Annotated in this window: 3 protein-coding genes and 1 pseudogene; all 4 read left to right on the top strand. The window is 62.4% G+C overall.

The genetic code is table 11. From position 1 onward, the window contains the following. Positions 1-425, top strand: a pseudogene (truB, locus tag EOA38_RS28360) (tRNA pseudouridine(55) synthase TruB); the annotation flags it as partial. Between the two features lie 218 nt (positions 426-643). Continuing rightward, on the top strand, positions 644-1,738 hold the full coding sequence (gene corA / locus EOA38_RS28355; protein ID WP_127300785.1) for a magnesium/cobalt transporter CorA: 1,095 nt from the start codon (positions 644-646) through the stop codon (positions 1,736-1,738). Between the two features lie 149 nt (positions 1,739-1,887). Beyond that, entirely contained in the window at positions 1,888-2,199 is a 312-nt protein-coding gene (gene rpsO / locus EOA38_RS28350; RefSeq protein WP_277816125.1) for a 30S ribosomal protein S15, read from the top strand. A 385-nt stretch (positions 2,200-2,584) separates the two neighbouring features. Further along, positions 2,585-4,732 (top strand): polyribonucleotide nucleotidyltransferase, encoded by a 2,148-nt coding sequence (gene pnp, locus EOA38_RS28345; RefSeq protein ID WP_127300784.1) that lies wholly within the window; start codon positions 2,585-2,587, stop codon positions 4,730-4,732. The last annotated feature ends 40 nt before the right edge of the window (positions 4,733-4,772 follow it).

Raw genomic sequence — 4,772 nt, 5'->3', positions numbered from 1 at the left:
CCTATGTGCGCTCGCTGGCGCGCGATATGGGCCGCGATTTGGGCTGCTTCGGCCACATTGCCGAACTCCGGCGCGTCGAGGTCGAGCCGTTCACGGCCGAGGATTTCGTCACCGTGGCCGAGCTCGAAGCGGCGCGCTTCGGCGGCAAGACGGATGAAGGCGCGGAAGAGACCGAGGCTCCGATCGACTTCAGCGCTGTCGACGCGCTGCTGGTCGACACCGCGGCGGCCCTCGATTGCCTGCCGCAGGTCGCGGTCAGCGACGACGCCGCGACCAAGATCCGTCTCGGCAATCCCGTCATCATTCGCGGCCGTGATGCGCCCGTCGAGGCCGAGGAGGCCTGCGCCACCGCGCGCGGCAAGCTGGTGGCGATCGGCGCCATCGAGCAGGGCATGTTCAAGCCCAAGCGGGTCTTTGCCGGGTGATGGCGCTCGGTTAAGCAATTCCAGGAAAAGTGTATCGCGGTTTTCCGTTGGGAATTGCGTAAAACGTTAAAGCAATTCCAGGAAAAGTGTATCGCGGTTTTCCGTTGGGAATTGCGTAAAACGTTAAAGCAATTCCAGGAAAAGTGCGTAGCGGTTTTTCAACCGGAATTGCTAAGAAGCAAAGACCAATTCAGTTGGACTTTGCGCCCGAGGAACTCATGGCAAAGGTTGATACCGTCAGGAAGCGGGCGCCGCTGAAAACCCACCGGCCGCCGGTCGGCGCTTCCCCCGGCACGCTGATCGCCGATCCGGCGGCGCGGCGCAGCGAGCTTCGGCTGACGTTGATCTCGCCCGAAAAATTCAAGACCATCGACAATGCCAGCATCGACGAGCTCAATACCCATTGCGACCGGTGGCCCGTCGTCTGGCTCGACTGCACGGGGCTTGCCAACATCCCGCTGATCGAGGAGATCGGCCGGATCTTCAACCTGCACCCGCTGGCGCTGGAGGATGTCGTCAACACCGGCCAGCGGCCGAAGGTGGATTTCTTCGAGGATCATGCCTTCGTAGCGTTGCGCATGATCGACGATGTCACCGCCCATCGCTACGAGCAGATAGCGGTATTCTTCGGCAGGAATTTCGTCGTCACCTTCCAGGAGCGCGAGGGCGACCCGTTCGACCCGGTGCGCAAGCGCATCGCGGCGTCCATGCCCAACCGGTTGCGCTCGCGCGGCGCCGACTATCTGGCCTATGCGCTGATCGATGCCATCGTCGACAGCTATTTCCCGCCGATCGAAGCGGCGAGCGAAACGGTCGACGGCATAGAGGACCAGATGCTGAACACGCCGCACAAGCATCAGATGCGGCAGTTGCACGAGTTGCGGCGCGACGCCAACGTGCTGAAAGGCGTGCTGTGGCCGATGCGCGATGCCCTGGCGACATTGATCCGCAACGACGTGCCCTTTGTGACGGCCGAGACCAAGATATTCTTCAACGACACGCTCGATCATTCGCTGCGGCTGATCGAGCTGGTCGAGAACCAGCGCGACATGCTGACCGGGTTGATCGAGATGCATCTGTCGCTGACCCAGGCGCGCACCAATGACGTCATTTCCTATCTGACGATCGTCTCGGTGATCTTCATGCCGCTCACCTTCCTCGTCGGCGTCTGGGGCATGAATTTCGAACCGGAAAGCTCGCCCTGGAACATGCCGGAGCTGAAGGCCTATTACGGCTACCCTGCAGCACTTCTGTTCATGCTCGCCGTCGCAATTGGGCTTGTCGCCTTCTTCAAGTGGAAGAAGTGGCTGTAGTCCAGGGCAAACCTTTGTTTTGGCGGCAGGACCTGCGACAAGCCGGCTTGACAATTGGGCTGGTGTTTTGCCGGGAATTGCACTATATGCGCCGCAGCTTCGCGCCCTGACGCGTTGCTTGCACCGGCCCCTGCTGGACGACATCCCGGCTGAGGGCGTCCCGTTTCCTCGAACAGATAAGGAAAAACACGATGTCGATTACTGCCGATCGCAAGAAGGAATTGATGACTGAATTCGCAACCGCCAAGGGCGATACCGGGTCCCCGGAAGTCCAGGTTGCCATCCTTTCCGAGCGCATCAAGAACCTGACGGAGCACTTCAAGGACCACAAGAAGGATAACCATTCCCGCCGTGGCCTGCTTGCTCTCGTTTCCCAGCGCCGCAGCCTGCTTGATTACCTCAAGCGCAAGGACGACGCGCGCTATCAGACGCTGATCGACAAGCTCGGTCTCCGTCGCTGACGAATTGACCGGCGGGCTCTCTGCGGAGGGCCCGCCGGTCGCGCATTGGCGCATCGGATGATCCGATGTGCCGATGCTGGGAATGGAGCGCAACGCGCTCTCGAAATTTGCATTCGCGCAAGGCGCGTTCCGAAAACCAAGGGTTTTCGGCGTCATGCGCAAGGCCGGCCGACCGGTCGGCCAGACCCGGTTCCGAAAGTGCAGAGGGCCATTCGGAACCGCCCATGGACGGTCATGGGGCAGGATTGCAGGATGCTCGCTCGGCTGTGAGCCGGATTTATCGAGCTTCCCGTTGTCTTGCCCGTGGCTGCCCGAAGGAAGCCAGGGAAGGGATATCCGCGACCGTTGAGACGGCGCGACCCTTTCCGCATATGAAGGACAAGATATGTTCAATCATCACAAAGTGGAAATCGAGTGGGGCGGCCGTCCGCTCATCCTGGAGACGGGCAAGATCGCACGCCAGGCTGACGGCTCGGTGCTCGCCACCTATGGCGAGACCGTGGTCCTCGCCACCGTCGTTTCGATGAAGGAGCCGAAGCCCGGCCTCGATTTCTTCCCGCTCACCGTCAACTACCAGGAAAAGACCTATGCCGCCGGCAAGATCCCGGGCGGCTATTTCAAGCGCGAGGGCCGTCCGAGCGAGAAGGAAACGCTGGTTTCCCGCCTGATCGACCGCCCGATCCGTCCGCTTTTCGCCGACGGCTACAAGAACGACACCCAGATCGTCGTTACGGTCGTCCAGCACGATCTTGAAAACGATCCGGACATCCTGTCGATCGTCGCCACCTCGGCGGCTCTGACGCTGTCGGGCGTGCCCTTCATGGGTCCGATCGGCGGCGCCCGCGTCGGCTACATCAACGGCGAATATGTGCTCAACCCGCATATCGACGAAATGCAGGAATCCAAGCTCGACCTCGTCGTCGCCGGCACCGCCGACGCCGTGCTGATGGTCGAATCCGAGGCCAAGGAGCTCAGCGAGGACCTGATGCTCGGCGCCGTCATGTTCGGCCACAAGAGCTTCCAGCCGGTGATCGAGGCGATCATCAAGCTGGCCGAGGTCGCCGCCAAGGACCCGCGCGACTTCACCGCGCCGGACTATTCCGCGCTCGAAGGCGAGATGCTGAAGATCGTCGGCGACGAGCTGCGCGAGGCCTACAAGATCACCGACAAGCAGTCGCGTTACGCTGCCGTCGACGCCGTCAAGGCGAAGGTCAAGGCAGCGTTCGCACCGGTCGATGGCGAGGAAGCCAAGTACTCCTCCGAGCAGATCGGTACGGTGTTCAAGGAACTCCAGGCCAAGGTGGTGCGCTGGAACATCCTCGATACCGGCTCGCGCATCGACGGCCGCGATCTCAAGACCGTCCGCAAGATCGTCTCCGAGGTCGGCGTTCTGCCGCGCACCCATGGTTCGGCGCTGTTCACCCGTGGCGAGACCCAGGCGCTGGTTGTCGCCACGCTCGGCACCGGCGAGGACGAGCAGTTCGTCGATTCGCTGACCGGCATGTACAAGGAGAAGTTCCTTCTCCACTACAATTTCCCGCCCTATTCGGTCGGTGAAACCGGCCGCATGGGCTCGCCGGGCCGCCGCGAGATCGGTCACGGCAAGCTGGCCTGGCGCGCGATCCGCCCGATGCTGCCCTCCGCCGACCAGTTCCCCTACACGCTGCGCGTCGTCTCGGAGATCACCGAGTCCAACGGCTCGTCCTCGATGGCGACCGTCTGCGGCACCTCGCTGGCACTGATGGATGCCGGCGTGCCGATCGCCAAGCCGGTGGCCGGCATCGCCATGGGCCTGATCAAGGAAGGCGAGCGTTTCGCAGTGCTCTCCGACATCCTCGGCGACGAGGACCACCTCGGCGACATGGACTTCAAGGTCGCCGGCACCGCCAACGGCGTCACCTCGCTGCAGATGGACATCAAGATCGACGGCATCACCGAGGAGATCATGAAGATCGCGCTCGGCCAGGCCAAGGATGGCCGCCTGCACATCCTCGGCGAGATGGCGCATGCGATCTCCGGCGCCCGCGCCGAGCTCGGCGAGTTCGCGCCGCGCATCGAGGTCATGCACATCCCGACCGACAAGATCCGCGACGTCATCGGCTCCGGCGGCAAGGTGATCCGCGAGATCGTCGAGAAGACCGGCGCCAAGATCAACATCGAGGACGACGGCACGGTCAAGATCGCTTCGGCCAACGCCAAGGAGATCGAGGCGGCGAAGAAGTGGATCCACACCATCGTCGCCGAACCGGAAGTTGGCGAGATCTATGAAGGCACGGTCGTCAAGACCGCCGACTTCGGCGCCTTCGTCAACTTTTTCGGCCCGCGCGACGGCCTCGTCCACATCTCGCAGCTCGCCAACGAGCGCGTCGCCAAGACCTCCGACGTCGTCAAGGAAGGCGACAAGGTTTGGGTCAAGCTGATGGGCTTCGACGAGCGCGGCAAGGTTCGCCTGTCGATGAAGGTCGTCGACCAGGCCACCGGCAAGGAAATCGTGCGCGAGAAGAAGTCGGAAGGCGAGGAAGACGCCGCCTGATCGGCTTGACCGGTTAATCGAAACGGGCGCGCCGCAAGGT

The organism is Mesorhizobium sp. M1E.F.Ca.ET.041.01.1.1 (assembly GCF_003997355.1).
Lineage (GTDB): Bacteria > Pseudomonadota > Alphaproteobacteria > Rhizobiales > Rhizobiaceae > Mesorhizobium.
The sequence above is the reverse complement of the archived record's forward strand: the minus strand, read 5'-3'. Positions and strand labels throughout refer to the sequence as shown.

What these genes read in the sequence shown, in the direction of transcription:
- corA (WP_127300785.1), top strand. Translation starts at nt 644, where the DNA reads ATGGCAAAGGTTGATACCGTCAGGAAGCGGGCGCCGCTGAAAACCCAC.
- pnp (WP_127300784.1), top strand. Translation starts at nt 2,585, where the DNA reads ATGTTCAATCATCACAAAGTGGAAATCGAGTGGGGCGGCCGTCCGCTC.